We start from the raw sequence: 21,930 nt of genomic DNA, 5'->3' as shown, positions 1-21,930 counted from the left end.
GCGTGGTCCGTTCTGACGCCAGCAGGTTAATGCGGTAACGGGGTTGGCCGATCATACTGACTGTACTGTGCGAACAAGATAGTCAATAGGATACCATTAATCGCCAAAGCCCTTACAGGGACTTGGGCGCCGCTGTACTAGGGTTAAATCTCGACCAAATCGAAATCGTCCTTGCCGACTCCGCACTCCGGGCATTTCCAATTCATCGGGACATCTTCCCATTTGGTCCCCGGAGCGATACCGTCTTGCGGCCAGCCCTGCGCCTCGTCATAGATCAGTCCACACACCACGCACTGATAGGTCTTCATCGCACCACTCCAGTTCAGCGGCAACGGCAGACCTGACCGCCATTGCCACGCTCGATAGACACCTCGTGTCTTCATGGGAAATCCCCCAAAATCTAGGGATTCTCTCTGAGATTTCAATGCAATCATGCGAGGACTCGCAAACATGCACGTCTCCACACAGCGTCCCGTCGTGCTCTGCATCGGCGGCCATGACCCGAGCGGCGGCGCGGGGATCCTCGCAGACGCCGAGTCGATCCGGGCGGGCGGCGCCTTTGCCGTCACCGTCATCAGCGCGCTGACCGACCAGGATACCTGCGGTCTGCGCCACCTTTATCCGCAACCGCCCGAACAAGTCGAGGCCCAATGCCAGGCGCTCATCCACGACAGCGACCCCCGCGCATTGAAGATCGGACTGATCGGCGATGCACGGATCGCGCAGGCGATCGTCCGCCTCGTCGACGCGCACCCGGAACTCCCGGTCATCCTCGACCCCGTGCTGGCATCCGGCGCCGGTCAGCGGGTTGCCGACGCGGCCCTGCTGGAGCAGCTACGCAAGCAACTCATCCCGCGCAGCACACTGATCACGCCCAACCTGCCCGAGGCGCGCACGCTGACCGACGCCGACTCGCCCGCCGACTGCGCCGCGCGTCTGCTGGAGATGGGCGCGCGCTGGGTCTTGATCACCGGCACCCATGACGACACCCGGCAGGTCACCAATCGACTCCATGGCCCCGACGGCGCGCGGCGGGATTGGGACTGGCCGCGACTGCCCGGCGAGTATCATGGCTCCGGCTGCACCCTTGCCAGCGCCATCGCGGCCCGGATCGCGCTGGGGATGAGCATGGTGGACGCCGTCGACTCGGCGCAAGCCTATACCTGGAACAGCCTGCAACGGGCGTTTCGGTCCGGACGCTGCCAACTCACGCCCAACCGGCTTTATGATCTCAACCCGACCGACCACCGATAACATGATCCATCACCTGAACGGCCTCTACGCCATCACCCCGGACGCATCGAACAGCCCCGTCTCGCTGACCGAACAGGTCGTCCAAGCGATCAAAGGCGGCGCCCGTCTGATCCAGTATCGCGACAAGCATTCCGACTCCCAGGGACGCCATGACCGCGGCGCGGCACTGCTAACGCTCTGCCGTGAAGCAGGGATTCCGCTCATCGTCAACGATGATCTGGCACTGGCGGTCGACCTGGGCGCGGACGGCGTTCATCTGGGCCGCGACGACCCCGATCCGCGCCAGGCCCGCGAACGACTCGGCGACGCAGCGATCATCGGCGTCTCCTGTTACGATGATCTGGCACTCGCCGAGGCCGCCGAACAGGCCGGCGCCAGCTATATCGCCTTCGGCAGCTTCTTTCCCTCCGCCACCAAACCCCAGGCCGCGCGCGCCGATCCACGACTCCTGACCGAGTCGCGCCGGCGTCTGCGCATCCCACCAGTTGCGATTGGCGGGATCACGCCGGACAATGGCGGTTCATTGATCGCGGCGGGCGCGCGCATGCTCGCGGTTGTCTCTGGCGTCTTCGACCAGCCTGACATCGCCGCCGCCGCCCGCGCCTACACCAACCTGTTTCCGAAGGAGAACACCCGATGACCCGTTCCCATGAGCTGTTCCAGGCCGCGCTACGCCACATCCCCGGCGGGGTCAATTCGCCGGTGCGGGCGTTTCGCGGGGTCGGCGGCGATCCGGTGTTCTTCGAGCGCGCCGCAGGCCCTTATGTCTTCGATGCCGACGGCAAACGCTATATCGATTATGTTGGCTCCTGGGGTCCGATGATCCTGGGTCACGCCCATCCCGAGGTGCTGGCGGCGGTGCGCGAGCGACTCGACAAGGGGCTCTCCTTCGGCGCCCCGACCGAACTCGAAACCGTCATGGCCAACCGGGTCTGCGAACTGGTTCCGAGCATGGACATGGTGCGCATGGTCAGCTCCGGCACCGAGGCGACCATGAGCGCGCTGCGTCTGGCGCGCGGTTTTACCGGGCGCGACAAGATCGTGAAGTTCGAGGGCTGTTATCACGGTCACGCCGACTCGCTGCTGGTCAAGGCCGGCTCTGGCGCGCTGACCTTCGGCGAACCTAGCTCGCCCGGCGTCCCGGCGGCGCTGGCCGAACTGACCATCACGCTGCGCTACAACGATCTGGAACAGGTGCGCGAAACCTTCGCCGCCATCGGTTCCGAGATCGCCTGCATCATCGTCGAGCCGGTCGCCGGCAACATGAACTGCATCCCGCCGGTGCCGGGCTTCCTTGAAGGTTTGCGCGAGGTCTGCGATCAGTCCGGCGCGTTGCTGATCTTCGACGAGGTCATGACCGGCTTCCGGGTCGCGCTCGGCTGCGCCCAGGGACTCTATGGCATCACGCCCGACCTGACCGCGCTCGGCAAGGTCATCGGCGGCGGCATGCCGGTCGGTGCCTTCGGCGGCCGGCGCGAGATCATGTCGCGTCTCTCGCCGCTCGGCCCGGTCTATCAGGCCGGCACCCTCTCCGGCAACCCGATCGCCATGGCCGCCGGACTCAAGACCCTGGAACTGATCTCCGTGCCCGGTTTCCATGACCGACTCGCCGACACCACCGCCAAGCTGCTCGGTGGCTTGCAGGAACGCGCCGATGCCGCCAGCATCCCCTTCAGCACCAATCAGGTCGGCGGCATGTTCGGGCTCTTCTTCACCGGCGAGCGGGTGACGAATTACGAACAGGCCACTCAATGCGATCAGGAGCGGTTCAAAGCCTTTTTCCACGGCATGCTGGAACGCGGCGTCTATCTGGCACCGTCGGCGTTCGAGGCCGGATTCGTCTCCAGCACGCACACTGACGGACACATCCAGGACACGCTGGACGCGGCGGCGGAGACCTTCGCGGCGATCGCTGGCTGAGACGTCCCACCGCCCCGCCGATCAGCGGAAAGATTGAATTTTCCGAATCAATGATTGGCGGGGATTCGCCATCCTCTTCACATCTGCCATTTGGCCAATCGCTGTCGCGGAGACGACGACAGCGGTTGGCTCGCCAGATTCGCTTAACCGGCGAAATCGCGCAACCGCACCGGCAGGCGCCGCCCGCCCCAGGTTCCAGGATGCGCCTCGAAGACTCCCGCGCACACCGTCCCGCACCGATTGCAGCAGCCTTCCGCCGTCAGATTCCAATCCGACAGCACGTACCAATCCCGCCCGATCAGCTTGTGACCGCAGTGATGACAATAGGTACTGCCGCCCGCGTCATCATGGACGTTTCCCGTGTAGGCATGACGCACGCCATTTCTCAAGGCAATGGCGCGCGCTCTGGTCAGGGTTCCCGGCGGCGTCGCCGGAACATCGAACATCTTGTAATCGGGATGAAAGGCGGTGAAATGCAGGGGCACATCCGGCCCCAGATGCTCGACCACCCATTGGGTCATGGCCTCCAGGTCGGCATCCGAGTCATTCTCGCCGGGGATCAGCAGGGTGGTGAGTTCGACCCAGACCGGGGTCTCGTGGACCAGGTATTCCAGGGTCTCCAGCACGGGTTGCAGATGACCGCTACAGAGTCTGTGGTAAAAATCCTCCGAAAACCCCTTAAGATCAACGTTCGCGGCATCCATCCACGCAAAGAATTCGGCGCGCGGCTCGGGACAGATGTAGCCGGCGGTGACCGCGACCGACTTGATCCCGCGCGCCCGGCACGCTTGGGCCACAGCGACGGCATATTCCAGAAAGATGACCGGATCGTTGTAGGTATAGGCCACGCTGCGACAGCCCAGCGACTCGGCCGCGCGGGCGATGGTCTCGGGCGCGGCCTGATCGGCGAGAATATCCATCTCGCGCGACTTGCTCATATCCCAGTTCTGACAGAAACGGCAGGTCAGATTGCACCCGGCGGTGCCGAATGAAAGCACCGGAGTACCCGGCAAAAAGTGGTTGAGAGGTTTCTTCTCGATCGGGTCGACGCAGAAACCGGAAGATCGCCCGTAGGTCGTCAGGACGATCTCGCCTTTCTCGCAGGCGCGCACGAAACAGAGACCGCGCTGTCCCTCCTTGATGCGACAGAAACGCGGACAGAGATCACACTGCACTCGCCCGTCTTCAAGACGGTGCCAATAGAGCGTGGGGACGACCGTCTTCATCGCATCGGCAATCATCGCTTCCTCCTGTCCGGCAGTGTCCGGACGCTGCATCATGCGTCTCGTCGTGGACGCGGTTTAGACTGCATGCGTCGATGGGTTCAACCGGTCTTTATTGGAGTAATTGTCGAACAAGCGGGCGCGATTGCAATCCACGGCGACGTATCCGCCAATGTCCCAGGATGTTTTGCGAATGGCTTCACCGATGCGCGTTTGCAGTCGAAAAATTGACAGCTCGATACCAGTCCGATAGATTTCTGCGGGCTTGATGGGCTTAGCCCCCCTTGCTTGCGCCACGGAAGGAGCCGGTGTCAACGGACTTGGTGGCAACACCATGACGCAGGCGGTCATTCGGCTTGGCGAAACCTCGGGCTTGGCGCGATGTCTGGCTGGGGCTGGGCGCGTTTCGTCTGGTCCAAAGGTTTCCTTGCCCGGCCCCCAGCAGCGTCTTCCATGTCCGATTCGATTGCCTGGCTGCCCCCCGCAATCACCACCTTTGGTCTCGTCTTTCTCGCTGAACTGGGCGACAAATCGCAGCTCGTCTGCATGACCCTCGCGGCAAAACATCGCCACGGGCCGGTGCTGTTCGGCTCCATTGCCGCCTTCGTGGTACTGAATACCCTGGCCGTGGTGTTCGGCGTCGGTTTGTCCCAGTGGATTCCGGAGCGGGTGCTGGCCGGCGTTGTCGCAATCCTCTTCGCGGTCTTCGGGGTTCTGTCACTGCGCGCCACCGAGGACGAAGAGAGCGATGTTGTGCATGAACGCCGCGTCGATGGTATCGCGCTGACCACTTTCCTGATGATCCTGCTGGCCGAGATGGGCGACAAGACGCAACTGGCGGTCGCCGGTCTGGCGAGCAGCCTGCCGCCGCTCTCGGTGTGGATCGGCGCCACCCTGGCCTTGTCCGTGACCTCGGCGCTGGGTGTGCTGGTGGGATGCCGGTTGCTGAGATCCATCCCGCTGCATCGGTTGCATCAGGCGAGCGGTGTCTTTTTCCTGCTGCTCGCGGGCTTTGCGCTCACCAAGGTTTTTTAGCCGTGCTTTACATCAGCGGTCCCCAATAGGTGCCCAACAAGAGCACCGCGGAGGCCGAGACCGTGATCAGGATATTGTCGTCGATAGGGCCAAACTCGTAGCGTTCGATCACGGTCGCCACGATCGCCGAGAGCAGCCCCCAGAGCGGGATGGCCGGGGTCGCCAGTCCACCGATGATCCAGCCCATGGGGGCGCAGACCAGCAGCATGAAGACATTTCCGATGGGGTTCTTGGAGCGTTTGCGGATGACGGCATTGCGGACAATCCCGGTCACGCCGTCGCCGAAGGCCATGTAGAGCGACGGCAGGATCGCGAGCCAGGGATTCTCCAGAATCCACCAGAGCAGGGAAACCGACGTCGCCCACATCAGCGCGAACTTGACATCGTTGCGGTTCTCGCCGGTCTGGAACCAGTAGAACCTCAGTCCGGTGACATGCGCCACATCGAGCAGGAGCGTCAACAGCAATCCGCTGACCAGCGGATACCAGGGATCGGTGAAGACCAGCGGGACCATCACCGAGCCGACCCCGCCGGCCAGCATGTGCACGATCTTGCGGTTGTAATAGACCGCCCGGATGGGCTCCATGCCACGCTCAACCATCTTTCGATAGGGCAGGCGGGTCAGGAAGAGCACGGCCAGCACATAGAGGCTCAGGCCGGCGGCCCAATAAAATTGCGTGGAGATGGTCATGGCGATTTGGCGTCGCGTCGGATTCCGGGTGCGGGCAATCCTAACGCTCCCGGCGCGGAATGTCCTCTCGGATGGCGGGATCGCGGCAGCGGAATGAAAGACGTTATACTCTATCCGCTTCACGCCCCATTAGAACGCAGCCTAGCCGCTCCGCCGGATACCCGCCATGTTCGCACACACTCTTCCGCCGTCCCCCTTCGATCACGGGGAGGATGCGTCCGTAATCCCGCCTGAAGCCGAACGCCCGGAGGCACCGGTCATTCTGGTCCGTGATCTTAGTTTTTCCTATGGCGATTCGCTGGTGCTGGAGCAGGTGAATCTGTCGATCACGCCCGGCGAATTCGTGGGCCTGGTCGGACCCAATGCCGGCGGCAAGAGTACCCTCTTGAAGCTGATCCTGGGTCTGCTGGCACCTCAGACTGGACAGATCCGGGTGCTCGGCCAGCCGCCGCGACAGGTCACGCGGCGGATCGGGTATGTCCCGCAATTCCCGAGTTTTCCGCGCGATTTCCCCATCTCGGTGGAACAGGCGGTGGCGATGGGGCGGCTGGGCATCGGGCCGATGCTTGGCTGGCAGCGGGCGGCCGATCGGGACGCCGCGCGACGGGCGCTGGAGGAAGTGGAGGCGCTGGATCTGGCCCGGCGGCGGATCGGCACCCTGTCCGGCGGCCAGTTGCAGCGGGTGCTGCTGGCGCGGGCGCTGGCCGGGGAGCCAGAGATCCTCATCCTCGACGAGCCGACCGCCAATATCGATCAGCGGGTCGAAAGCGATGTTTTCGATCTGCTTGCGGTGCTCAACCGACGCCTGACGATTCTGCTGGTCTCGCACGATATCGCCTTTATTTCGGACTATGTCAGCCGGGTAGCCTGTTTGAATCGCACGCTCATCTATCATGGGACCGACGCGGTGAATGCCGAAACCATCCAGCAACTCTATGGCGGGCATGTGCGCCTAGTCGCGCATCGGCATTCGAGATGAGCGAATTTCTTTCCGCCCTGAGCGAGCACGCCTTTCTCCAGACCGCCCTGCTGGCCGGTCTCCTGGCCAGCCTCGGCTGCGGGGTGATCGGCACCTTCGTGGTCGTCAAGCGGATCGCCTTCATGGCTGGGGGCATCGCGCATTCGGTGCTCGGCGGGATGGGGGCCGCGCTCTATTACGGCTTCGATCCGCTGCTGGGCGCGCTGCTCGCCGCCATTCTCTCGGCGTTGCTGATCGGCACCGTGCGTCTGTTCTGGAAGATGCAGGAAGACACCCTGATCGGCGCGCTCTGGGCGATCGGCATGGCGGTCGGCATCCTCTTCATCGCCAAGACGCCCGGCTATGCCACGGATCTCATGAGCTTTCTGTTCGGCAACATCCTGCTGGTCCCGACCCGCGAACTCTGGTTCATGGCCGGCCTGGATCTGGTGCTGATGCTGACCGTGGCGCTTTTCTATCGTCAATTCCTCGCCGTCACCTTTGACGAGGAATTCGCCCGACTGCGCGGCGTGCCGGTGACCTTTTTCTATCTGCTGCTGCTCTGTCTGGTGGCCGTGACCGTGGTGCTGCTGATCCAGGTGGTCGGTCTGATCCTGGTGATCGCGCTGCTCACCCTGCCGGCCGCCATCGCCGGCCATTATGTCCACTCGCTCGGCGGCATGATGGTGATCGCGACCCTGCTCGGCGGGCTCTTCACCTCCCTGGGCCTGGGGCTTTCCTACGGTCCCGATCTGCCGGCGGGGCCGACCATGATTCTGCTGGCCGGCGGCGTCTATGTGCTGTCGGCGCTGTTGAGCCGTTTTCTGACCTGGCGCGGCGCGCTGCGTCAGGCAACCCGAGCCTGAACGAGAGGTCGATCCGATGGACGTCAAGCCGCCCGAGGCCGCGCTGGAAGAGGCCGATACGCTCTGTCAGCGGCGGGGCGTGCGTCTCACGGCGCAGCGACGACAGGTGCTACAGATCCTCTGCGCCGCGCGGCGACCGCTTGGCGCCTATGAAATCCTGGAGGCCATGCGCGACGGCTCGCGCCCGCTGGCACCGCCGACGGTCTATCGGGCGCTGGATTTCCTGCTGGAGCAGGGACTGGTGCACAAGCTGGAGAGTCTGCACGCCTATGTCGGCTGCACCCACCCGGATCATCCGCACTTTAGCCAATTCCTCATCTGCGCCGACTGCGGCCTGGTGACCGAGCTGGAGGACGAGGCCATCGCCGCCAGCCTGAAATCCGCCGCCAGCGAGACCGGCTTCCGACCCCGGCGGCGGGTGGTGGAGGTGATCGGCACCTGCGCGAACTGCGCCGGAAAGGCGACGGATTGACGCGCGAAATGAGCCTGTCGCCACGTCTCGCACCACGCCGCCGACTGGCGATCCTGATTGTCGCCATCGGGCTTGCGGGAGCGGCGAGCGCGCGGGAAGCGCCGCCCCGCCAGCCGAGCGCGCATGTCCAGGGGGTCGCGCGCATTGCCATGAACGCCGACGGTCCCGAGGTTCTCGTTGAACTGGGCGCGCCGGCGGCCACTCTGCTCGGCTTCCAACAGAAGCCACGGACCGCCGACGAGCAGGAAACCCTGCGTCTGGCCAGGGAAAACCTGAAGGCCGGCGACGGCATGATCCGCTTTAACACGAATGCCGAGTGTCGGTTGGTCGATTCCAGTGTGGATGCCCATTTCGCCGACCATCGGCAGACCGGCACGCGCGGTCAAGACCCTGGCACCGCGGAACCCGCGCATTTAACGGCACGCTACCGCTTCCGCTGCGCCCGCCCGGACCGTCTGGATTCCGCCGCGCTCGGGCTTTTCGTCGGTTTTCCGGCCCTGCAACGAGCGCTGATCCACTACGCGACCAGGGACGGCCGGGGCGAGGCGGAACTGACGCCTGTCAACCCGGTGGTGTTCTTCGTGCCCCTGTCAGGCGCACGTTTCGATGAAGATCGCGACGGGGGTTTATCCTCCGGGCTAAACGCCCCAAGTGGATAGACTTGCAGATCATGAGAGACTCCCCGGTGACGCCCCAGCAACCCCTGACCCGAATCGAGATCAGTAAGGACTATCTTAATTTCAGCGCCGGCCACTTCACCCTCTTCTCGGCGACCGAGCGGGAAAACCTCCATGGCCACAACTTTCAGGTTCGCTGCGCCGTCACGGCGGCGGTGGGCGATGACGGTCTCGCCTTCGATTATGTGTTGCTCAAACGGGTGCTGAAGGCGCTCTGCGACCAGCTCGACGAGCGCGTTCTACTGCCGCAACGCTCGCCTCATCTGCGCCTCGAACATCGGGAAGGCATGGTCTTCGCCCTTTTCGCCGACGAGCGGATCCCCTTTCTGGAACGCGATGTCCTGCCGCTGCCGATCCGCAACGTCACCATCGAGGAACTGGCGGCGCTGTTGCTCGTCCGGCTGCGCGCGCGCCCGGAACTGGCCGGCCAGGATCTGCGCGCCATCGAACTCGGCGTCTCCTCCGGACTCGACCAATGGGCCTTTTCATCCTGGGAGTCTTCCGCATGAACCTTTTGATCGTCACCGGCGCCAGCTCCGGCATCGGGCGCGCCATCGCCACCCGCTTTCTGGTCGACGGCTGGGCCGTCGTCAACCTCTCGCGCCGTCCCTGTCCCGAGTCTGGAGTCGAGAATCTCGCTTGCGATCTTGCCGAACCCGATGCGGTAGCCTCGCTGGATGCGCCGCTTCAGCCGTGGCTTGCCGATGCCGGGCGGGTCTGTCTGGTCCATAACGCCTCCGTCATGCGCTCGGATCGGATCGACGGCCTTCCCAGCGCGGATCTGCGCGCGGCGCTCGAACTCAACATCCTGGCCGCCAATGGGTTGAACCAACTGATCGTGCCACGCATGGGCCGGGGATCGAGCCTGATCTACATCGGCTCGACCCTGGCCGAAAAGGCGGTACCGGGGGTCGCGAGCTATGTCATCGCCAAGCATGCGCTGGCCGGCATGATGCGCGCGACCTGTCAGGATCTCGCCGGGCGCGGCATCCATACCTGCATGATCTGTCCCGGCTTCACCGACACCGAGCAATTGCGCGCGCTGATCGGCGACAACCCGGACACCCTGGCCGCGCTCACGGGACTCTCCGCCTTCGACCGTCTGATCGAGCCGGAGGAGATCGCCGAGGCGGTCGCCTTCGCGGCCCATGCGCCGGTGCTGAACGGGGCGCTGATCCACGCCAATCTGGGGCAGCGCGAACGATGAGCGTTCCAGGTCGCGAATCTGGCCGCACGGTCTGCATCAGCGGCGGCGCCTCTGGCATCGGCGCCGGACTGGTGGCGGGATTTCTGGCGTCCGGCGATCGCGTCTATACCTTCGGACGCGATCCTGGAAAGCTGGAGCGGCTGACCGAACGCTGGCCGGACCAGATCGCCAACGGAACCTTGATCGCCCTGGTCGGCGACGTCACGGACGCGGACTTTCGCGCGCAACTGGTCTCGACCATCGCCGGGCAATCCGGGCGGCTGGATGTCCTGGTCAACAACGCTGGCGTCATCCTCGACTCCGGCGAGCTGGAAGAAAGCGTCGATGCCTGGCGGGCGACCCTGGAAACCAATCTGATCGCCCCGTTCGCGATGACCCAGGCGTGCGCCGGACTCCTGGAGCGCAGCGATGCCCCAGTCGTCATCAATCTTTCGTCGGCCTGCGGACAACATCCGTTTGCCGCCTGCACCTCGACCAGCTATTCGGTTAGCAAGGCCGGGCTCGACATGCTGACCCGGCGGCTGGCCCTGGGTCTTGGGCCAAGGGGCATCCGCGTCAACGGCGTCGCGCCGGGGGTGGTCGCCTCGGAGATGTGGGGCGGCCAGACCGATTTGATCGCGTCCACCGTCCAGGCTCGCCATGTCCTCAAACAACAGATCGTCACCCCCGCGGATGTCGCCGATGCCGTCCTCTTTCTCGCCTCCTCGCGCGCCCGGCTGGTCACCGGTGCAACGCTCAATGTGGATGCCGGCTATACGCTCGGTTGATTCCTGATAAAATTTAGAGCGACGCAAACCTGCGTCCAGGGTATTGTTTCCCCCCGTCCCTGAGTTTTTGAAAGCTTGGCGCATGCCATGCCGCACAAGACTCATCCGACGGAATCAGACGCTTTCATTCGGCCACCGCGATCACCGCGATCACCGCGCTGGCTTTTTCGCTGCCCACACTGGAGGACTTAGAACTATGGCCGCACTCTTTTCCGCTGACTGGATGAACCATCTCAAGGACGCCTGGAATGCCGAGCCCGAGGTCAAGGACAAACTGGCCGAGATCAATTTCGACTCCGTGATCTATTGCGGCTTCAAGGACGAGGAGAACCCGCGCGGTGTCTTCGTGGTCGAGAATGGCGTCTGCGTGCGCGCCGGAAGCTGGTCGGAAAGCGATCCGCCCGCTAACTGGGACATGCGCGCCGACCTCAAGGACTGGCTCAAATGGGTCGAAAAAGGCATCGGCATGATGGGCATGGGGACCGCCTTCGCGACCGGCAAGCTCAAGTTCAAGGTCGGCGATTACAAGGCCATGCTCAAGGATCCGCGCATGGCGAATCCCTTCGTTAAAAGTTTCGGCTTGATGCAGCAGATCGAGACTGACGAACTCGCTTGATCGAATTCTGCTTTAGCTCGAAAAGCCCGCGATTCCGCGGGCTTTCATTTCTCAAGAAACCCGCAATCACTCCATTCTCAACCCTCAACTCGGATGCACGCCGCGCCGCTCAAAACAGCGCGCGTTTCGCTCTGGAAACGGCTTCAGCGCTCGCCCACCTGAATCAGCGCGAACGTGATGTTGTCATTGCCGCCGCGCTCATTGGCGATACGAATCAGTGCATCGGCGGCCGAGTCAAGCGAGTTCTCGTCCACGGACATCAGAATCTGACGCATCCAGTCATCCGGAATCATGCCGGTCAAGCCATCGGTGCAGAACACAAAGAGGTCATCCGCAGCTAGCTCGATGACATCGGAGGAAATCTTGACGACCGGCGACGAGCCCAATGCGCGTGTCAGGATATTTTCGCCGATTCCATAGCGCTTGGCATCTTCACGCGACGTAAAAAAACCCTGGTCGATCACTTCCTGGATAAAGGAATGATCGCGAGAAAGCTGCTCGAAATCGCCTTCTCTCAATCGATAGATGCGTGAATCGCCGACATGGGCGATGGTCAGCCAATCCCAACCCACGGAACCAACGACCACCGTCGTGCCCATTCCGGCCAGGTCGCGCTGTTCCCTTGCCTGCCGCCAGATGTTGATGTTGGCCTCCGCGACCGCTGCCTCGACGAACAGACGCGCCTTCTCGGGCTCGTTGCGGGGTATGGCTTGGCGTCGAAAGCGATCGGCGATGGTTTCGGTTGCCAGATGGCTGGCAACATCGCCGGCGCTGGCGCCCCCGACACCATCGGCGACGACCACCAGCCCCCACTCGGGGTCGACGACAACCGCGTCTTCATTTCGCGCGCGCACGCGACCCTGGTCGGTGCGCCAGACGTAGGCGAGATGAAAGGCGGAGATTGGACGCTGCGACATGAAGCGAAACGGCTAGCGATCAATCCAAGCGGGCGCGATCAACTCCCCGCCCCGCCATTGAGTTCGGCCGCGAGTCGCTTAGGCTCCACGTAGCCGGGGATCAGATCGCCTTTCTCAGTCACAATGGCGGGTGTGCCCCGTAGTCCGAGTTCGGCGCCCAGCGCCATGTGCGCGTCGATCGGATGATCGCAGGTCTTGACCTCGATCGTTTTTCCAGCCTTGGCATCGGTCATGGCCTGGCGCCGCGCGGCATCGTCGCCGGCACACCAGACGGAGACCGCCTCGTCGTAGGCCGGGCTGCCCTTGCCGGCACGCGGGAAGAACAAATAGCGGACCCGGATGCCTTCCTTGCCGTAGGCATCGATCTGACTGTGCAGCTTGCGGCAATAGCCGCACTCGATGTCGGTAAAGACAGTGATGGTGTGCTTGGCGTCCGCCGGACCGAAGATCACCATCTGACTCTCGCCGAGCCCATCAATCAGCAGCTTACGCGCCGAAGCCAAGCGAGGCTCGGTCAGATCCTCGCGGGTCTTGAGATCGACGATATGGCCATTGACGAAATAACGCCCGTCGCCAGTCACGTACATCAAATCGGTGCCCACCATAACCTCATAGAGCCCCTTGATCGGAGCCGCTTCGATGTGGCTGATCTTGATACCGGGCACGGTCTTTTCGAGGGCGTCGCGAATGGTCTGCTCGGGCGAGGCGGCAAGGGCATCGGTGGCGAGCGTCAGGGCGACGACTGCGAGGGCAAAATTACGGAATCTTCTCATGACGATGGGATCTCTAGTCTCTGAAGTTAGTGAACTGTACTGGCAAGCCCCAGTCTTCCGCGCGCAGATGCGCGATGGCCTCCTGCAGGTCGTCGCGCTTCTTGCCGGTGATACGCACCTGGTCGCCCTGAATCTGCGCCTGAACCTTAAGCTTCCCCGCTTTGATGGCCTTCACCATCCGCTTGGCGGTGTCGGTGTCCACCCCCTGCTTGAGCGTGACCTCCTGACGGGCGGCGTTCAGGGTGGACACCGGCTCCGCGGGATCCAGACAGGCGAGATCGAGTTTCCGTTTGACCAGCTTCTGACGCAGGATATCCATCATCTGCTGGAGGTGGAATTCCTGCTCTCCGGTCATCAGAATCTTCGTGTCCGTCAGCACGAAACTGGCGTCGACGCCCTTGAAATCGAACCGGGTTCCAATCTCCCGATTGGCCTGATCGACCGCGTTACGGACTTCCTGAAGATCGATTTCGGAAACGACATCGAACGATGGCATGGCTGGCTCTCTCGTTAAACCGCGTCCGGCGGGGTCTGCGTCGTCGGGGCGACGACACGGACCCAACCCACCGGAACAAGCGTCGGAGTTGACGCGGTTGACGTGTTTAAATTTTTGAATCCCGCGGGACAAGATACCAAAGATCGCCGCTGGACCTGGAATTTTCGCGCTTTCGCGACCCTCGCCATGGCTCAACCCCTGGGATGATGGCGCGCATGCAGCTGCTTGAGCCGCTCCCGTGCCACATGGGTATAGATCTGCGTGGTTGAAAGGTCGCTATGGCCGAGCAGCATCTGCACGACCCGCAGATCCGCCCCATGATTGAGCAGATGGGTGGCGAAGGCATGGCGCAGGGTATGCGGGGACAGCGGTTTGACCACACCCGCCTGGATCGCGTAACGCTTGATCAGGAGCCAGAACGCCTGGCGCGTCATGCAATCGCTGCGCGAGGTCGGAAACAGATAATCGCTGACCCGCCCTCCGAGCAGATCCAGGCGCGGTCCCCGCGCATAGTCTTTCAGCCACTCGCAGGCATCCTCGCCCAGGGGCACCAGGCGTTCCTTGCCGCCCTTGCCGACGATGCGCACCACCCCCTGGGTCAGGCTGACCTGGCTCGGCGTCAGGGTGACCAGCTCGGTGACTCGCAGGCCGCTGGCGTAGAGCACCTCCAGCATGGTGCGATCGCGATGTCCGCGGGTGTCCTGCGTATCCGGCGCGCCCAGCAGCGCCTCGACCTCGGACTCGCTCAGACTCTTGGGCAGCGGGCGGCCCAGTTGCGGCGCCTCCACGCGGGCGCTCGGATCCTCGCGGATCAGTCCCAGGCGCAGAAGATTTTGATAGAACTGTCGCAGACAGGAGACCAGGCGCGCCGTCGAGCGGGGCTTGCGTCCCTGCTGGGAGAGCAGCGCCAGATAGTCCAGCAGATCCGAGCGCGCAGCGGCGACCAGGCCATGGCCGCGCTCCGCCGCCAACCAGTTGGCGAAGGCGCGCAGATCGGACTGATAGGCCGCGAGCGTATTCGCGCTCAGGCCCCGCTCGATCCAGAGCGCGTCCGCGAAGCTCTCGATGACTGTCCGCTCGTCCTGGATCATGATTGGCAGTGGTCGGTGGTCGGTGGTCGGTGGTCGGTGGTCGGTGGTCGGTGGTCGGTGGTCGGTGGTCGGTGGTCGGTGGTCGGTGGTCGGTGGTCGGTCAGTGTGAAACTAGGCGGACGGCGCGTCAAAAGCGACTCCGCCTTCAGAATGACCGCTCCGCCACGCCTTCATGATGCAGTAACCAGCGTTTGATGGCGAGCCGGCGGCCGCTGGTGTCTCCCGCGAATCCACCCAGTCCCCGCGCAGCCACCACGCGGTGACAGGGCACGACGATGGGACAGGGGTTCGCTCGACAGGCCTGACCCACCGAGCGGGCGGCGGTGCCAAGCGCGCGTGCGATTTCACCATAAGTACGGGTCTCGCCAGCCGGAATGGTGCGCAGCAGCGCCCAGACGCGGTGTTGGAATGGGGTGCCGGCAAGCACGAGCGGCAGGTCGAAGCCGACTTCCCGGCGACCGAAATAATCCGTCAATTGACGCATGATCGTCGCGCGCATGTCTTCGCCGCTAACCTCTCGTGTCATGCTGGCCTCCGAACGTTCGCGGTCCGCAAGATCCACGCACGATTCTTGGGCAGCGGTCGCGTCGTCGCGCCGCGAGAGGCGCGGATCCAGGTCAACCCCGGTCAAGGCGCCGTCGCTCCAGCGGAGACCGATCAAACCGAAGGGGGTCGTCATCAGTGCGTGCGGCATGAGAACACCTATAGGCGACGGCATGGATCTAAAGACACACATGATCGGGTCGCGGGACGATTTAGCCGATGCTGTTACGGATGGTGCGCAATCCTGTGGATAAGTCTGTGCGAAATTGTTGGACAAGCGCGTCAGGCTCTTCATTTCAATAAGCTTAAATAACCAACAATTGTATTTTTATTTGTTATTTAGAAAATCGAAAACAAGGTCTTACAAGATTTCCCCGAGGATGGAAGAAAGCCTCCAACCGCGATTTCGCCACGGATGTCAACCTGCGCTCGATGTGCACAAGTGGCCTCGAAGGGGCGGAAAACGCCCTCGCTTCGGCACCGTCAGCTGGACGGGACCAGGTCTGTCTTTGCTTCGGCTCCTTTCGACGTCGCTCGGGGCAAGCCGCTCAGCACAGGGAGCGAAGCCGAAGCGATTCTCGCGACTGAGGTTTCCATGATTCTCAATCACACCAGCATCGCCTGTGCGGCATCGTTTGCCTGAATGCGATGGTGATGAGGTGCACCGCTGTCGGCTGTCAACGAGTCGACGACTCGACGACTTCGCACAGGAAGTGCCCAAGGACGAGATGCAATTCCTGGATTCTGGGCGTCTCCCGCGAAGGAACCGCGAGGACGATCTCGGCCGCGGCGGGCAGATCCGGGTGAGGCGCGCCGGTGAGCAGCACGGTCAGGACGCCACGGGCGGCGGCGGTCTCCAGGGCGCGCACGATATTGGGCGATCGGCCGCTGGTGGAGAGCGCCCAGAGCACATCGCCGGGACGCGCCAGGGCGGCGAGTTGTCGCGAAAAAATTTCGTCGAACGAAAAATCGTTGGCCACGGCGGTGACGGCGCTGGTGTCGAATCCGAGCGCGATGGCCGGGAGCGGGCGGCGGGTCTTGTCGAGGAAGGGGCCGATCAGCTCACCGCTCAGGTGAGTGGCTTCCCCGGCGCTGCCGCCGTTGCCGCAGATGAAGAGCGTACCGCCCCGGTTGATGGATTCGGCGGTCCGGGTCGCGGCCTGGAGGGTCGCGTCCAGCAGCCCAGCGTCGGCCTGCACCGCCGCCAGCAGCGTGGCTGTCGCGTCGAGTCGTAGCGCGAGCCGTGCGCGCGGATCGGTGGGTTCATTCATGGTGCGTCCATCGTCGCGAGTCAAAAAGGAAAAAGACGTCAATCGCGTCTCTCCGCTCCCCCTAGGCGAACGCGCGGTTAGGAGCGATCGAAACGGCGGATGTCACGCGGAACGCGAGTTACTCGGTACAGACGCCATCGCCGCCCTCGGCATATTTCCGATCTTCCGCCGCCAGACGACGCTCGATTTCGGCTTGTTTGCGCGCGTCCCAGACCTCCCGGCGCTGGGCCACGCGCTGCTCCCAGGCGTCCGCGACCTCCTGGACCGTGCGCTCGCCGAACAGAACCTGACGCAAAAATCGGAACGCGAAGGCCAGCAGGGCTTCGTCGTCCTGCTCCACCTCGGCATAAAAGCCATCGGGAAGCGCGTAGGTCTTGCGAAAATTCTCGCTCAGGACGAAACGGCGGAAGGTCTCGATGTCATAGGATGCCATGAAAAAGAGTTGCAGGCTCGTCTGGGGCGGCTGCCCGACGGTGGGGCCAGCGGATTTCTTTTTCAGAACTAACTGATACCACTCGCGATTGTGAGCATCGAAGTCTTCGCAACCCTGTTCGGCGCGATAGTCTTGGATGCTGATCTCGCGCGGTTCCTCGTGTCCCTTGCAGTGATCCTCCCGGACCAGCGAATAGCGCTCCTCGGCATGTGGCGAGTCCTTTTCGCGCAGGGCCAGGAGCGCCAGCGGATAGTAGCGACAGACGGTCGGGCGATCCGCATAGACGCCGCAGCCGGCGTCGCCAGCGAGCTGGAGACAGGTGCCGTTGTCGTCGGTCTTGAGCTTGATGCCGGGGAGTCCGTCGCCGTCCATCTGAAAAGGAACCGTGTACTGGCGGACAAACTCGGTCGAGGTCAGTCCGAGCCGGCGCTTGAGCCGCAGCACATCGTAGGGCGCCAGGGTGACATCCGCCCGTTGGCAACAGGCGTTGAAGCAGGAGATGCCCGGATGACAGCGGAACTGGATCCGGTTTTCCGCCTGCAATGCCTCGGGCATCACGACGCTCTGAAAGGGAATGACGGGTTTGGTCTGACTCATGGCGGAGGATCCTCGGCGAGGTCCGATGGCTGCTAAGCAATCGACGGGTTTTCAGGATAAAGGGTGGCGTTATTAGCGATTTTCTATTTCATATCCGACACGAAAGAGGTCGGTGGCGCCAATCGCGATGCTTTTCTCGCATCCGTGGGATCATGCAGGCATCTGGCATTCAAGCCATTCCGTCTCCGGTTGGACAAATCAGTTGCTGGCCAGGGAAATACGTTCGATAGCGGCGAACGTCGCGCGTCAGCAGCATCAACCGATCAACGACGGCGTGGGCGCCAATCAGGAAATCGGGCAGAATCATGGCGCGTGAACCGCCAGCCATTCGATACTGCGCATGGCAGCGCGCCGCCAGAAAAGCCGCCTCGCGCGAAATGGGCGAGAAGTCATCATCACACGCTGGCAGCATGTCGTTGACCGCTTCGATGGTCTCGAACGCAAAGGCGATTTTGGCGAACACGATGGGATTGATGACGAGCTTGTCTTGATGACGCAGGCCATTGCGAAGTTGTGATCCTACAGTAAGAATCATGTGTTTCTTACTTTATGGCGAGTCCGGAAAAACATCAATCCGATCTACCCGTCCGGCTGGCAACCTGTTCGATAGAGTTTAAGTCCATCATGAAAAAGCCCGGACACCTGACGGTGACCGGACTTTCTGGCTCACTGGCGGAGCTTCCCCGCAACGCGGGTCAGCCAAACCCTTTGGGCCTACTTGAACAGCTTCGCCTTATCGACGATATCGACATGGGCGCGCTTGAAGCAGTTCCACGTCTTGCTTTCCTTGTCGTAGACCGAGTTGACGAAACACTTCCAGTTCTTTTCGTCGACGAAGTTGTAATCCATCCGGTAATAGAAGCCGGGGTAACGGCTCTCCTCGCGGAACTGGATGTGCTTCATGTGCGCTTCGGCGGTCAGGATGCGGTGGTAGTTCTCCCAGGCGCGCAGCAGCTCGTGCAGATCCTTCGCCCGCATCTTCAGGGCGTCTTCCTTGAGCATCTCCAGCTTCATATCCGCCACTTCCAGCATCTTGGCGTTGGTCTGGTACATGGTCGAGACGCCGGCGACGTATTCGTCCATCAGCTTCTGCAAACGGAACTGGAGCATCTTCGGCGTGATGTAGTGCGGGTTCACGTCGATGGCGGTGCTGTAGTCCTTGTTCTCCAGGAAATTGCGCACCGGACGGTAGATCGCATCGACCAGATCGGCGACCGAATCGGCCAGCTCTGGCTTGTGGTCCTTGTGGTCCATGCAGAACTTGACCATCGCCTTGGCCGCAAGGCGTCCTTCGGCATGCGAGCCGGAGGAGAACTTGTGACCGGAAGCGCCCACGCCGTCAGCGGCGGTGAACAGACCCTTGATCGTGGTCATGGAACGATAGCCCCAGTTCCAGCCAGAGGGCAGGTGGCTCGGGATTTTGCCTGCGTCGGCGTGATCCTCGGAGGTTGGAGCACCGATGTCGGTCGGTCCCGAGACCCAAATGCCGCAGCAGCCGGAGTGGGAACCAAGCAGGTAGGGTTCGGTCGGCATCAGCTCGGAGTTCTTCTTCTCCGGCTCGATGTTCTCGCCGGCCCAGACACCGGCCTGACCGATGCACATATCGAGGAAGTCTTCCCAGGCTTCCGCTTCGAGGTGCTTGATTTCCTTCGGGGTCATGGTCTCGGCGAGCTTGCCGAGCGCGCTGACCGTGTCCATGTAGATGGGTCCGCGACCTTCACGCATTTCCTTCATCATCAGATGGTTGCGCAGACAGGATGCGGGCACGGCGGCTTGGCCGTAGGGCGGATAGTCGTTCAACAGTTCCTTGTTGGTGTCCATGTAGACTTCGCCGAAGGCGTTGGTGGCCTTGGCCTTGAACAGCAGGAACCAGGCGCCGACCGGGCCGTAACCGTCCTTGAAGCGGGCGGGCACGAAGCGGTTTTCCATCATGGTCAGCTCGGCGCCGGCCTCGGCGGCCATGGCGTAGGTGCTGCCGGCGTTCCACACTGGATACCAGGCGCGACCGGTGCCTTCACCGACGGAGCGCGGACGGAAGATGTTCACGCAGCCGCCGGCGACCAGCAGACACGCCTTGAACTTATAGACGAAAACCTTGTGCTCGCGCACCGAGAAGCCGATGGCGCCGGCGATGCGGTTCTTATCGGTTTTATCGTTGACCAGCTTGACGATGAAGACGCGTTCCTGGATGCGGTCGGTGCCCAGCGCCTTCTTGGCGGCCTCGGCGACGATCCATTTGTAGGATTCGCCGTTGATCATGATCTGCCACTTGCCCGAGCGCACCGGCTTGCCGCCGTCGACCAGATTTTTGCCTTCGTCGCCGGGTTGCTTCCAGATCGGCAGGCCCCATTCCTCGAACAGGTGGACAGAATCGTCGACGTGACGGCCCAGGTCATAGGCCAGGTCGTCGCGGGTGATGCCCATCAGGTCGTTGGAGACCATGCGGGCGTAATCGGCGGGATCGTTCTCGCCGAGATAGGTGTTGATGGCGGACAGACCTTGAGCCACGGCGCCGGAGCGGTCCATGGCGGCCTTGTCGACCAGCTTGACCTTGAGGTCATAGCCCTGTTTTTTTGCCTGATCGAGCCAGGGGCCGATCTCGTAGGCGGCGCCGCACGCGCCCATGCCGCCACCGATAATGAGGATGTCGACTTCTTCCTCAACGATTTCGGGATTGCCGAATTCTCCAGCCATTTCGTCTACCTCAGAGTTTTTGTTCTAGGTGTTCTTGGGGCGACGGTTGATCGTCGCCTGATCCTGGCCGGCTCTTTGCCGGGCCGGGAACCGATTATTTACGGATCAGTTCGCTCGGATTGCCGGGCTTCTGAACGCCGCCCAGGGTGAAGAACCCAGCGTCGCCGATCTTGGCGATGTCGGCCTCTGGCTTGGAGCCGTAGGGATCGATCGAGCCCTCGGGGGTGGTGCGGATGGGGAATTTGAAGCGCTTCATGTTGCCATTGCGGAACTTGATCGTCCACATGATGGAATCGGTGCCACGCAGGGGTTGAACCGAGGCGCCCATCGGCACCACATCGGCATAGTGGCGGCATTCGATCGCCTGCTGCGGGCAGATCTTGACGCAGGAGTAGCATTCCCAGCACTGCTCGGGTTCTTGGTTGAACGCCTTCATGGCATGGCCGGTCTCGGAGCCGTCCTGATCGAGTTTCATCAGGTCGTGGGGGCAGATATACATGCAAGCGGTCTTGTCCTGACCCTTGCAGCCATCGCACTTATCGGTACGCACAAACGTTGGCATGGTGCTCGATCTCCTAACGGTTCACTGCGGTGAATGCCGCCTTTGTTGCTTTAAGGAAGGGAGGCGGCTATCGGCTCCCGCGGCATTTGGCCCTCGGGAGAGGTTTGGAAGTTTGCATCCGCGCCTGGTTCGACTAGGTTCGTCCTTTTTTCACCCCTGGCGCAAGCCTGGCGGGGCGACTGCAACGAGGACGTTCAAGTCCTGACCGGGTACTATGGGGATCGGAGCGTAGTGACTCGACGCGGTAAAATCAAAACAGTATTTCCGGCTGCTTTCATAAAATTGCCTTATTAGGTAATTCTGATGGCGATGCACCCGTCGAATGGATCGACCGCGCGCCCAGCACGACCCGTATCGTTTCCAGCGGCCTGAGCCGTAAGGTTATCGACAAGACCTGAAATCGTCCCGGTTTCATTTGATTTGATGAGGCAGTCCACCATGCGCGAGTCGCGATCGGGAAATCACGCCATGAAGCGGGCGCGAACGTGGCTGACGCTGGGAGCCGTCGGCGGATTGCTGACAGTGGTTCTCGGCGCATTCGGCGCCCATGGACTCAAGGGGCGCGTCGCGCCCGATCTGCTCGCCAACTGGGGGACCGGCGCGGACTATCTGGGACTGCACGCGCTGGCCATCCTGGTCTGCGGCCTGTTCCTGATCCAACGCCCGGCCGCCGGATTGGTCCATGCCGCCGCCTGGGCCTTTCTGATCGGCGCCACCCTGTTCAGCGGCAGTCTGTTGCTGATGACGCTCAGCGGCGCGCGCTGGCTCGGCGCGATCACGCCCTTGGGCGGTCTTGCCTTGATCCTCGGCTGGGCACTCCTAGCGTTGGGCGCCTGGCGCGCCACCTCGGATCCGGTCTGAGCGGTC

27 protein-coding genes are annotated in these 21,930 nt (G+C 62.6%); 15 read left to right on the top strand and 12 right to left on the bottom strand.

Annotated elements, in window-relative coordinates:
• Window positions 1–143: 143 nt before the first annotated feature.
• A complete protein-coding gene (locus tag QZY07_RS18235) occupies window positions 144–308 on the bottom strand; it encodes a rubredoxin (RefSeq protein WP_014779373.1) in 165 nt (54 codons plus the stop codon).
• 142 nt (window positions 309–450) lie between these two features.
• Here QZY07_RS18235 and QZY07_RS18230 point away from each other — a divergent pair, with 142 nt between their 5' ends.
• The 3 genes from QZY07_RS18230 to hemL are packed head-to-tail and all read left to right on the top strand — an operon-like array spanning window position 451 to window position 3,174.
• Window positions 451–1,254 carry a hydroxymethylpyrimidine/phosphomethylpyrimidine kinase gene (locus tag QZY07_RS18230; protein WP_295405772.1) on the top strand — a complete coding sequence of 268 codons (804 nt, stop codon included), beginning with the start codon at window positions 451–453 and terminating at the stop codon, window positions 1,252–1,254.
• Between the two features lies 1 nt (window position 1,255).
• Window positions 1,256–1,894, top strand: coding sequence for a thiamine phosphate synthase (gene thiE, locus QZY07_RS18225; protein WP_295405770.1), 639 nt, complete (start codon window positions 1,256–1,258; stop codon window positions 1,892–1,894).
• Window positions 1,891–3,174: a glutamate-1-semialdehyde 2,1-aminomutase gene (hemL, locus tag QZY07_RS18220; RefSeq protein ID WP_295405768.1), complete on the top strand. Its 1,284-nt coding sequence runs from the start codon at window positions 1,891–1,893 to the stop codon at window positions 3,172–3,174. The genes thiE and hemL overlap by 4 nt, the downstream gene beginning before the upstream one ends.
• A 143-nt stretch (window positions 3,175–3,317) precedes the next feature.
• Here the strand turns inward: hemL and amrS are convergent, their stop codons facing one another.
• Window positions 3,318–4,415, bottom strand: a complete 1,098-nt coding sequence (amrS, locus tag QZY07_RS18215) for an AmmeMemoRadiSam system radical SAM enzyme (RefSeq protein ID WP_295405780.1) — start codon at window positions 4,413–4,415, stop codon at window positions 3,318–3,320.
• A gap of 435 nt (window positions 4,416–4,850) precedes the next feature.
• On the opposite strand from amrS, the gene QZY07_RS18210 reads away from it, so the two are divergent.
• Entirely contained in the window at window positions 4,851–5,432 is a 582-nt protein-coding gene (locus tag QZY07_RS18210; RefSeq protein WP_295405766.1) for a TMEM165/GDT1 family protein, read from the top strand.
• A 7-nt stretch (window positions 5,433–5,439) separates the two neighbouring features.
• On the opposite strand, the gene QZY07_RS18205 is transcribed toward QZY07_RS18210, so the two are convergent.
• Window positions 5,440–6,123 carry a hypothetical protein gene (locus QZY07_RS18205; protein WP_295405765.1) on the bottom strand — a complete coding sequence of 228 codons (684 nt, stop codon included), beginning with the start codon at window positions 6,121–6,123 and terminating at the stop codon, window positions 5,440–5,442.
• Between the two features lie 166 nt (window positions 6,124–6,289).
• On the opposite strand from QZY07_RS18205, the gene QZY07_RS18200 reads away from it, so the two are divergent.
• From QZY07_RS18200 to QZY07_RS18165, 8 genes are all read left to right on the top strand, one after another.
• Complete coding sequence (locus tag QZY07_RS18200; protein WP_295405763.1) at window positions 6,290–7,102, top strand: ABC transporter ATP-binding protein; 813 nt, start codon at window positions 6,290–6,292, stop codon at window positions 7,100–7,102.
• Window positions 7,099–7,947 (top strand): metal ABC transporter permease, encoded by an 849-nt coding sequence (locus tag QZY07_RS18195; protein ID WP_295405761.1) that lies wholly within the window; start codon window positions 7,099–7,101, stop codon window positions 7,945–7,947. The genes QZY07_RS18200 and QZY07_RS18195 overlap by 4 nt, the downstream gene beginning before the upstream one ends.
• Before the next feature lie 16 nt (window positions 7,948–7,963).
• Window positions 7,964–8,419, top strand: coding sequence for a transcriptional repressor (locus QZY07_RS18190; protein ID WP_295405759.1), 456 nt, complete (start codon window positions 7,964–7,966; stop codon window positions 8,417–8,419).
• 8 nt (window positions 8,420–8,427) lie between these two features.
• The gene (locus tag QZY07_RS18185; protein ID WP_295405757.1) at window positions 8,428–9,078 is read left to right on the top strand and encodes a DUF2796 domain-containing protein; all 651 of its coding nucleotides are present in this window, start codon (window positions 8,428–8,430) and stop codon (window positions 9,076–9,078) included.
• An 11-nt stretch (window positions 9,079–9,089) separates the two neighbouring features.
• Entirely contained in the window at window positions 9,090–9,605 is a 516-nt protein-coding gene (locus QZY07_RS18180) for a 6-carboxytetrahydropterin synthase (RefSeq protein WP_295405755.1), read from the top strand.
• The gene (locus QZY07_RS18175) at window positions 9,602–10,303 is read left to right on the top strand and encodes an SDR family oxidoreductase (RefSeq protein ID WP_295405753.1); all 702 of its coding nucleotides are present in this window, start codon (window positions 9,602–9,604) and stop codon (window positions 10,301–10,303) included. The genes QZY07_RS18180 and QZY07_RS18175 overlap by 4 nt, the downstream gene beginning before the upstream one ends.
• Window positions 10,300–11,070 carry an SDR family oxidoreductase gene (locus tag QZY07_RS18170; RefSeq protein ID WP_295405751.1) on the top strand — a complete coding sequence of 257 codons (771 nt, stop codon included), beginning with the start codon at window positions 10,300–10,302 and terminating at the stop codon, window positions 11,068–11,070. The genes QZY07_RS18175 and QZY07_RS18170 overlap by 4 nt, the downstream gene beginning before the upstream one ends.
• Window positions 11,071–11,266: 196 nt before the next feature.
• Entirely contained in the window at window positions 11,267–11,686 is a 420-nt protein-coding gene (locus QZY07_RS18165; protein WP_295405749.1) for an SCP2 sterol-binding domain-containing protein, read from the top strand.
• A gap of 143 nt (window positions 11,687–11,829) precedes the next feature.
• Here the strand turns inward: QZY07_RS18165 and QZY07_RS18160 are convergent, their stop codons facing one another.
• The 7 genes from QZY07_RS18160 to QZY07_RS18130 form a co-directional block, all read right to left on the bottom strand.
• Entirely contained in the window at window positions 11,830–12,603 is a 774-nt protein-coding gene (locus QZY07_RS18160) for a PP2C family serine/threonine-protein phosphatase (protein WP_295405747.1), read from the bottom strand.
• Window positions 12,604–12,641: 38 nt separating this feature from the next.
• Window positions 12,642–13,376, bottom strand: a complete 735-nt coding sequence (locus tag QZY07_RS18155) for a DsbC family protein (RefSeq protein ID WP_295405746.1) — start codon at window positions 13,374–13,376, stop codon at window positions 12,642–12,644.
• A gap of 13 nt (window positions 13,377–13,389) precedes the next feature.
• Window positions 13,390–13,872: a YajQ family cyclic di-GMP-binding protein gene (locus QZY07_RS18150; protein ID WP_295405744.1), complete on the bottom strand. Its 483-nt coding sequence runs from the start codon at window positions 13,870–13,872 to the stop codon at window positions 13,390–13,392.
• A 191-nt stretch (window positions 13,873–14,063) separates the two neighbouring features.
• Window positions 14,064–14,963 (bottom strand): site-specific tyrosine recombinase XerD, encoded by a 900-nt coding sequence (xerD, locus tag QZY07_RS18145; protein ID WP_295405742.1) that lies wholly within the window; start codon window positions 14,961–14,963, stop codon window positions 14,064–14,066.
• 145 nt (window positions 14,964–15,108) lie between these two features.
• Window positions 15,109–15,657, bottom strand: a complete 549-nt coding sequence (locus QZY07_RS18140) for a methylated-DNA--[protein]-cysteine S-methyltransferase (RefSeq protein ID WP_295405740.1) — start codon at window positions 15,655–15,657, stop codon at window positions 15,109–15,111.
• 526 nt (window positions 15,658–16,183) lie between these two features.
• Window positions 16,184–16,777 (bottom strand): SIS domain-containing protein, encoded by a 594-nt coding sequence (locus tag QZY07_RS18135; RefSeq protein WP_295405738.1) that lies wholly within the window; start codon window positions 16,775–16,777, stop codon window positions 16,184–16,186.
• A gap of 118 nt (window positions 16,778–16,895) precedes the next feature.
• Complete coding sequence (locus tag QZY07_RS18130) at window positions 16,896–17,807, bottom strand: YkgJ family cysteine cluster protein (RefSeq protein ID WP_295405736.1); 912 nt, start codon at window positions 17,805–17,807, stop codon at window positions 16,896–16,898.
• A gap of 112 nt (window positions 17,808–17,919) precedes the next feature.
• Here QZY07_RS18130 and QZY07_RS18125 point away from each other — a divergent pair, with 112 nt between their 5' ends.
• Window positions 17,920–18,123: a hypothetical protein gene (locus QZY07_RS18125; protein ID WP_295405735.1), complete on the top strand. Its 204-nt coding sequence runs from the start codon at window positions 17,920–17,922 to the stop codon at window positions 18,121–18,123.
• Window positions 18,124–18,147: 24 nt separating this feature from the next.
• Entirely contained in the window at window positions 18,148–18,324 is a 177-nt protein-coding gene (locus QZY07_RS18120; RefSeq protein WP_295405733.1) for a hypothetical protein, read from the top strand.
• 197 nt (window positions 18,325–18,521) lie between these two features.
• Here QZY07_RS18120 and aprA read toward each other — a convergent pair whose 3' ends face one another.
• Both aprA and aprB read right to left on the bottom strand, forming a co-directional pair.
• A complete protein-coding gene (gene aprA, locus QZY07_RS18115; RefSeq protein ID WP_295405731.1) occupies window positions 18,522–20,501 on the bottom strand; it encodes an adenylyl-sulfate reductase subunit alpha in 1,980 nt (659 codons plus the stop codon).
• A gap of 94 nt (window positions 20,502–20,595) precedes the next feature.
• Window positions 20,596–21,063, bottom strand: a complete 468-nt coding sequence (aprB, locus tag QZY07_RS18110; RefSeq protein ID WP_014779580.1) for an adenylyl-sulfate reductase subunit beta — start codon at window positions 21,061–21,063, stop codon at window positions 20,596–20,598.
• A 438-nt stretch (window positions 21,064–21,501) separates the two neighbouring features.
• Here aprB and QZY07_RS18105 point away from each other — a divergent pair, with 438 nt between their 5' ends.
• Window positions 21,502–21,924, top strand: a complete 423-nt coding sequence (locus QZY07_RS18105; protein WP_295405727.1) for a DUF423 domain-containing protein — start codon at window positions 21,502–21,504, stop codon at window positions 21,922–21,924.
• The last annotated feature ends 6 nt before the right edge of the window (window positions 21,925–21,930 follow it).

The organism is uncultured Thiocystis sp. (genome assembly GCF_903866365.1).
Classification (GTDB): domain Bacteria; phylum Pseudomonadota; class Gammaproteobacteria; order Chromatiales; family Chromatiaceae; genus Chromatium.
The sequence above is the reverse complement of the archived record's forward strand: the minus strand, read 5'-3'. Positions and strand labels throughout refer to the sequence as shown.

What these genes read in the sequence shown, in the direction of transcription:
- QZY07_RS18105 (WP_295405727.1), top strand. Translation starts at nt 21,502, where the DNA reads ATGCGCGAGTCGCGATCGGGAAATCACGCCATGAAGCGGGCGCGAACG.
- QZY07_RS18120 (WP_295405733.1), top strand. Translation starts at nt 18,148, where the DNA reads ATGGCAGCGCGCCGCCAGAAAAGCCGCCTCGCGCGAAATGGGCGAGAA.
- QZY07_RS18175 (WP_295405753.1), top strand. Translation starts at nt 9,602, where the DNA reads ATGAACCTTTTGATCGTCACCGGCGCCAGCTCCGGCATCGGGCGCGCC.
- QZY07_RS18170 (WP_295405751.1), top strand. Translation starts at nt 10,300, where the DNA reads ATGAGCGTTCCAGGTCGCGAATCTGGCCGCACGGTCTGCATCAGCGGC.
- QZY07_RS18200 (WP_295405763.1), top strand. Translation starts at nt 6,290, where the DNA reads ATGTTCGCACACACTCTTCCGCCGTCCCCCTTCGATCACGGGGAGGAT.
- QZY07_RS18160 (WP_295405747.1), bottom strand. Translation starts at nt 12,603, where the DNA reads ATGTCGCAGCGTCCAATCTCCGCCTTTCATCTCGCCTACGTCTGGCGC.
- QZY07_RS18140 (WP_295405740.1), bottom strand. Translation starts at nt 15,657, where the DNA reads ATGCCGCACGCACTGATGACGACCCCCTTCGGTTTGATCGGTCTCCGC.
- xerD (WP_295405742.1), bottom strand. Translation starts at nt 14,963, where the DNA reads ATGATCCAGGACGAGCGGACAGTCATCGAGAGCTTCGCGGACGCGCTC.
- QZY07_RS18195 (WP_295405761.1), top strand. Translation starts at nt 7,099, where the DNA reads ATGAGCGAATTTCTTTCCGCCCTGAGCGAGCACGCCTTTCTCCAGACC.
- QZY07_RS18190 (WP_295405759.1), top strand. Translation starts at nt 7,964, where the DNA reads ATGGACGTCAAGCCGCCCGAGGCCGCGCTGGAAGAGGCCGATACGCTC.
- aprA (WP_295405731.1), bottom strand. Translation starts at nt 20,501, where the DNA reads ATGGCTGGAGAATTCGGCAATCCCGAAATCGTTGAGGAAGAAGTCGAC.
- QZY07_RS18180 (WP_295405755.1), top strand. Translation starts at nt 9,090, where the DNA reads ATGAGAGACTCCCCGGTGACGCCCCAGCAACCCCTGACCCGAATCGAG.
- amrS (WP_295405780.1), bottom strand. Translation starts at nt 4,415, where the DNA reads ATGATTGCCGATGCGATGAAGACGGTCGTCCCCACGCTCTATTGGCAC.
- aprB (WP_014779580.1), bottom strand. Translation starts at nt 21,063, where the DNA reads ATGCCAACGTTTGTGCGTACCGATAAGTGCGATGGCTGCAAGGGTCAG.
- QZY07_RS18165 (WP_295405749.1), top strand. Translation starts at nt 11,267, where the DNA reads ATGGCCGCACTCTTTTCCGCTGACTGGATGAACCATCTCAAGGACGCC.
- QZY07_RS18155 (WP_295405746.1), bottom strand. Translation starts at nt 13,376, where the DNA reads ATGAGAAGATTCCGTAATTTTGCCCTCGCAGTCGTCGCCCTGACGCTC.
- QZY07_RS18130 (WP_295405736.1), bottom strand. Translation starts at nt 17,807, where the DNA reads ATGAGTCAGACCAAACCCGTCATTCCCTTTCAGAGCGTCGTGATGCCC.
- QZY07_RS18205 (WP_295405765.1), bottom strand. Translation starts at nt 6,123, where the DNA reads ATGACCATCTCCACGCAATTTTATTGGGCCGCCGGCCTGAGCCTCTAT.
- QZY07_RS18185 (WP_295405757.1), top strand. Translation starts at nt 8,428, where the DNA reads ATGAGCCTGTCGCCACGTCTCGCACCACGCCGCCGACTGGCGATCCTG.
- hemL (WP_295405768.1), top strand. Translation starts at nt 1,891, where the DNA reads ATGACCCGTTCCCATGAGCTGTTCCAGGCCGCGCTACGCCACATCCCC.
- thiE (WP_295405770.1), top strand. Translation starts at nt 1,256, where the DNA reads ATGATCCATCACCTGAACGGCCTCTACGCCATCACCCCGGACGCATCG.
- QZY07_RS18210 (WP_295405766.1), top strand. Translation starts at nt 4,851, where the DNA reads ATGTCCGATTCGATTGCCTGGCTGCCCCCCGCAATCACCACCTTTGGT.
- QZY07_RS18135 (WP_295405738.1), bottom strand. Translation starts at nt 16,777, where the DNA reads ATGAATGAACCCACCGATCCGCGCGCACGGCTCGCGCTACGACTCGAC.
- QZY07_RS18150 (WP_295405744.1), bottom strand. Translation starts at nt 13,872, where the DNA reads ATGCCATCGTTCGATGTCGTTTCCGAAATCGATCTTCAGGAAGTCCGT.
- QZY07_RS18235 (WP_014779373.1), bottom strand. Translation starts at nt 308, where the DNA reads ATGAAGACCTATCAGTGCGTGGTGTGTGGACTGATCTATGACGAGGCG.
- QZY07_RS18230 (WP_295405772.1), top strand. Translation starts at nt 451, where the DNA reads ATGCACGTCTCCACACAGCGTCCCGTCGTGCTCTGCATCGGCGGCCAT.